Annotated in this window: 6 protein-coding genes; 3 read left to right on the forward strand and 3 right to left on the reverse strand. The window is 32.1% G+C overall.

Annotated elements, in window-relative coordinates; all coding sequences use genetic code 11:
* Positions 1-210 precede the first annotated feature (210 nt).
* The 3 genes from fmt to KA468_RS10305 are packed head-to-tail and all read right to left on the reverse strand — an operon-like array spanning position 211 to position 3,617.
* Positions 211-1,158 (reverse strand): methionyl-tRNA formyltransferase, encoded by a 948-nt coding sequence (gene fmt, locus KA468_RS10295; RefSeq protein ID WP_291242851.1) that lies wholly within the window; start codon positions 1,156-1,158, stop codon positions 211-213.
* 28 nt (positions 1,159-1,186) lie between these two features.
* Entirely contained in the window at positions 1,187-3,070 is a 1,884-nt protein-coding gene (locus KA468_RS10300; RefSeq protein ID WP_291242852.1) for an ATP-dependent DNA helicase RecQ, read from the reverse strand.
* 10 nt (positions 3,071-3,080) lie between these two features.
* Complete coding sequence (locus KA468_RS10305) at positions 3,081-3,617, reverse strand: ATP-binding protein (RefSeq protein ID WP_291242853.1); 537 nt, start codon at positions 3,615-3,617, stop codon at positions 3,081-3,083.
* Between the two features lie 116 nt (positions 3,618-3,733).
* Between KA468_RS10305 and KA468_RS10310 the strand changes: the two genes are divergently transcribed.
* From KA468_RS10310 to KA468_RS10320, 3 genes are all read left to right on the forward strand, one after another.
* Positions 3,734-4,018, forward strand: coding sequence for a DUF493 family protein (locus KA468_RS10310; RefSeq protein WP_291242854.1), 285 nt, complete (start codon positions 3,734-3,736; stop codon positions 4,016-4,018).
* A gap of 2 nt (positions 4,019-4,020) precedes the next feature.
* Positions 4,021-4,839 (forward strand): DUF4290 domain-containing protein, encoded by an 819-nt coding sequence (locus tag KA468_RS10315; protein WP_291242855.1) that lies wholly within the window; start codon positions 4,021-4,023, stop codon positions 4,837-4,839.
* Positions 4,840-5,678, forward strand: an 839-nt coding sequence (locus tag KA468_RS10320; RefSeq protein WP_291242856.1) for a UDP-N-acetylglucosamine 1-carboxyvinyltransferase, incomplete at its 3' end; no start/stop codon positions are given.

The raw sequence follows: 5,678 nt of genomic DNA on the forward strand, positions 1-5,678 counted from the left end.
GTAATTCCAGCTGCTGCTGCCATTGCATCGATTAATTCTGATTTGTTCATAATTGATAGTTTTAAAATGATTATACATAATTTTGTTATACAAATTTAAATGTATCATTAAACTACACAAGCATTTATAGCTATTTTTGCTTAAAATGTTAATAAATTATAGCAAATGTTAATAACGTGGCCTATTTTAACCCATTTTCAGCACTTAAACTCACTTAACATAGGCATCCGCACCAATTGAAGTACCATTTAAAAGCTCGTGAATTTGCATTTTCTTTTTGCCTGGAAATTGCAAACTATCAATTTGTATGAAACCATTAGAAACGGCAATTTTCATTTCCTTTTTTCCAGAAATAATTTGACCTATAGTATAAGTATGTGTTCCTTCTATAAATGTAGTGTCATATATTTTAACATTCCACTCATTATCTCCGTCTTTAATAAATGTCCAAGCGGCTGGATAAGGACATAAACCTCTAATTTGATTGTAAATTTGTTTTCCTGGTTTCGACCAATCAATTTTACAATTGTCTTTATTTAGTTTATACGCCGTTTTTAAATCTGAATTTTCAGTTTGAATGGTTGTCTTTACTTTTTCATTTTGTATTAAATGCAACGTCTCTATTACAGTATCGCATCCTAAATGCATTAATTTGTCGTGAAGCTGCCCCACGTTTTCATTTTCATCAATTGCTACCTTATGATTTAAAATCATTGCACCCGTATCAATTTTATCGTCAATAAAAAAAGTTGTTACACCTGTTTCAGTTTCGCCATTAATAATTGCCCAATTTATTGGAGCGGCTCCTCTATAATTAGGTAATAAAGATGCGTGCAGATTAAACGTACCATACTTAGGCATTTTCCAAACCACTTCTGGTAGCATTCTAAACGCTACAACAATTTGTAAATTGGCAGCATAACTGGCTAATTCTTCTAAGAAATCTTCGCTTTTTAAATTGGTAGGTTGTAAAATCGGAATGTTTTTTTCTAATGCATAGGTTTTTACCGCACTAACTGAAACTTTCTGACCACGTCCTGCGGGTTTGTCTGGCGCAGTAATAACAGCAGCTATTTCAAACTCACTTTTATATAGTGTATCAAGAATGCCAACTGCAAAGTCAGGCGTTCCCATAAATATAATTTTTAATTTATCCATTATAGTATTCGTTAAGAAAATGTAAGACTTACTTAATTTGGTATTGATTATTCGTATTTATAAAAACAATATCATTTTCAAGTAAGTTTTGTAGGGCAAAGATAATTTCTTCTGATGAAAAATGAAGTACGTTTTCTATTTCATTTGAAGAAAGTGCGCCTTTATGTAATAGGGTCTGAATTTGCTCTAAAACCGATTTAGGTGCTACTTTGTTTTTTGTGGTACAATACGAACAAATGCCACAGGTTTTTGGATTTTCTTCTCCAAAATAAGTTGAAATTAAAACCGATTTACAAGTAGTGGTATCCAAAACAAAATGAAGCATCTGTTTGAATTGCTCTATTTTAATATGATTTTGTTGCTCTAATACTTTAACCACACGATTAATGGTATAACTGTCTTCACGTGGTTCGTTGTAAAGAATAGAAATGTCATTGCTTTGCAGTTTCAATTCAATTAGTTCTTGTGCTTGTAGTTTGTTTAAAACTGTTATTACTTGTTCTTCAGTTTTTCCCGATTTGGTAGCAAGTAATGCGGTGTTAATTTGAGTAACTTGTTCAAAAACACCAGTATAATTTCGTAAAATGGTTTCTATAATTAAAGCTTCTTTAGTATTTAAACTGCAATATCGAATGACTTCTCGACTTTCAATATTAAACTGTAAACTGGCTTTATTGCTTATAAAATTTTGAAGCGTGATAATTCCTTGTCTATCGAGAAATTGCAAACACGCAAATGTTTTGGTTACCGAAATATTAAATTTCGAACAAAATTGATTTAAATTTAAGTAAAAAACCTCTTGAAATCCTTCTCCGTAGGCAATTTGAAAATGGTTGTTTAAATTTTTATACACCAAATGCAAAAATTCTTTATGTGGCAATTGTGCGGTATATTGTTGCAACCTACTTTCAAAATCGATTGCTGGAGTTAATAGTAGGGCATAAGACGTTTCGCCATTTCTACCCGCTCTACCGGCTTCTTGATAGTAATTTTCAATATTATCTGGAAGTTGCAAATGCACTACTGTTTTTACATTTGGTTTGTCAATTCCCATTCCAAAGGCATTTGTGGCGACTATAATTTTGGCTTTTTCATCCAACCAAAGTTGCATATTTTTATCCTTTTCTTTGCCTGATAATCCGCCGTGATAATAGGTTGCAGTAAAGCCAAAATCTATAAGTATTTTGCTGATTTCAATACACGATTTTCTGTTTTTTACATATACGATTGAGGGTTCCGGATTTTTTAGAAAAATTTGTTTCAGTTTCCCAAGTTGGTCTTCGGTTTTTATAATATGATATCCTAAATTGTCTCGTGAAAAGGAATTTTTAAAAACAAATGGATTTTTTAATTGTAAAAGCGTACAAATATCATTTTGAACTCTTGGGGTAGCTGTAGCAGTTAACGCAATAAACGGCACTGAAAAGTAGTCTTTTAACGCTGATATTTTTAAATAAGCAGGTCTAAAATCGTGTCCCCATTGGCTAATACAATGTGCTTCGTCAATCGCAACTAAATTAATATTTAGGTTTTTAATTCGTTCTAAAACCCAATCTTGTTGCAGGCGTTCAGGAGAAATATATAAAAATTTATAATTCCCAAAGACACAATTGTCTAATAAATTATTGGTTTCTTCAGCTGATATTCCGCCCGTTAAGGCAATGGCTTTTATATTTTTGTTTTTTAAATTTTCAACCTGATCTTTCATTAAGGCAACAAGAGGCGAAATGACCAAACAAATTCCGGGTTTAAGCAAAGCAGGTATTTGAAAACAAATTGATTTTCCACCGCCAGTTGGTAACAAAGCAAAAGTATCTTCACCACGTAAAATAGTCTGGATAATTTCTTCTTGTGTGGGTCTAAAAGCACTGTGTTTCCAGTACGCTTTTAAAACATCTAACGGTTGATTCATTAAAAATGAATTAGTCTTTTATGTGATTGATAATAAATTGAAAGCGCTCTTCTACAGACGTTTTTGGTACTTCGTGTAGTTCATATCCATATTTCGTATACGTGTCTACCAAATAATTATGAATTTTAGACGCTTCTTCATAACTTTCATAACGTTCGGCATCGCTGGTGTAAATTTCTTCCCAAGGTGGTAACAAAAAAACTTTGTCGTATTTATAGGTTTCGCAAGCGGTTATAAATTCATCAGGGTAGGTGTCGCCAATAAAATCCATATACGCCACCACATCAGGAATACCTCTATCAATAAAAACAGGTTTTTCTTCGTTTACGGCGTTTTGATATTGTTTAATTCTCCCTTCTAAAAGACGTTCGCTAAACAACATCGGATTTTCCAAAAATAAATAATCAACACCTTCTTCTCGGGCTTTTAAAATTACTTCTCTTGAAATTTCAGGATAACAAATGTGTCCTTCGGCTTCTAAGTGATTAATTAAGGTGGTTTTTCCAGAACTTGGACCGCCAATAAGGAGTATAATTTTTTTATTCATTTTAAGGCTTTAAAAGTCAAATGTACTATCATTTTTTATATTTTGAAAATCTTAATTATTTAAATTTTCAAATCAAACATTATAAATGTATATTTGTTGTTTATTATTAAATTAAAATGAATAAAGAAACCGAAGATTTTTACATTAGACTTAAATCGGAATTAGAAGAATCAACCACTTGGCCTGCTGTGTATTTATACAAATTTATTGTACCAACAAATGCTACAAATGTGAATACAGTTGAAAATGCCTTTAATAATATGGGCGCCGTTATAAAAACACACGCTTCTAAAACAGGAAAATATACAAGTATTTCAATTAATGTGACGATGCAAAACGCAGATACAGTAATTGAAAAATACCAAGAATTAGCAACTATAGAAGGAATTATTTCATTATAAATATGGCATACAACAACGAAGAATCAATTAATTATTTAGAATATAATTCGCAACGGGAACATTTAATTATTCCTGAATACGGAAGATATGTGCAAAATTTAATTAACCAAATTACGGCTATCGAAGATAGAGAACGACGCAACAAAGGTGCTCGTTATGTAATTTCGGTATTGGGAAATTTAAATCCGCATTTGCGTGATGTGCCAGATTTTCAGCACAAACTATGGGATCAATTGTTTATTATGTCTGATTTTAAATTAGATATTGATTCGCCCTATCCAATTCCTACAAGAGAAGTAGTGCAATTGAAACCAGAACGTTTAACGTATCCACAAAACTTTCCAAAATACCGTTTTTACGGAAACAACATCAAATATATGATTGATGTAGCACGTAAATGGGAGGAAGGCGAATTAAAAAATGCTTTAATCATTGTGATTGCCAATCATATGAAAAAATGTTTTTTAAGTTGGAATAAAGATACGGTTACAGACGAAGTTATTTTTAATCACTTATTAGAATTATCTAATGGCGAATTAAACTTAACGGCAATGAAAGAAGAACTTTCTACGTCGCAAAATTTAATGAAGGTAAATAAAAAACAGTCGAATAAAACGCAGTTTTTTACTAAGAATGATTCGCATACAAATACGAACAGAAACGCGAACAGACCACCGTCTAATCAAAACAAACCGCAATTGAACAGAAATTCAAATGCAAAACCACATACACCAGATAATACAAAAGCCAATTTAAATAATCCAAATTACAAAGGCGGAAAAAATTTTAAACCAAAAAATAATCCAAATAATACAATATAAATGGGAACATTCAAAATTGAAGGCGGAACGCCCTTAAAAGGAAATGTGCAACCACAAGGTGCAAAAAACGAAGCATTACAGGTTTTATGTCCTGTGTTGTTAACCTCAGAAAAAGTTAGAGTAACTAACATTCCTGATATTATTGATGTAAACAAACTAATTACTTTATTAGGTAATTTAGGTGTTAAAATTCAGAAAAACGGACCTGGCGATTATACGTTTCAAGCAGACGATGTAAATGTGGGTTATTTAGAAACAGAGGCCTTTAAAAAAGAAGGTGGAAGTTTACGTGGCTCTATTATGATTGTAGGACCTTTATTGGCTCGATTTGGAAAAGGATTTATACCAAAACCAGGAGGAGACAAAATTGGAAGACGTCGTTTAGATACCCATTTTGAAGGATTTATCAATTTAGGTGCAAAATTTAGATACAACAAAGAAGACCATTTTTATGGTGTAGAAAACGAAGGCCGATTAAAAGGTGCGTATATGTTATTAGACGAAGCGTCTGTTACAGGAACCGCTAATATTGTAATGGCTGCTGTTTTAGCTGAAGGAATTACTACAATTTACAACGCCGCTTGCGAACCGTATTTGCAACAGTTATGTAAAATGTTAAATTCAATGGGTGCAAAAATCACAGGTATTGGTTCTAATTTATTAACTATTGAAGGTGTCGAATCTTTAGGTGGTTGTGAGCATAGAATTTTACCAGATATGATTGAAATTGGCTCTTGGATTGGCTTAGCGGCTATGACAAAAAGTGAAATTACAATTAAAGATGTAAGTTGGGATAACTTAGGACAAATTCCGAATGTATTTAGAAAACTTGGAATTAC

The sequence above is a fragment of the Flavobacterium sp. genome (genome assembly GCF_017985075.1).
Lineage (GTDB): Bacteria > Bacteroidota > Bacteroidia > Flavobacteriales > Flavobacteriaceae > Flavobacterium.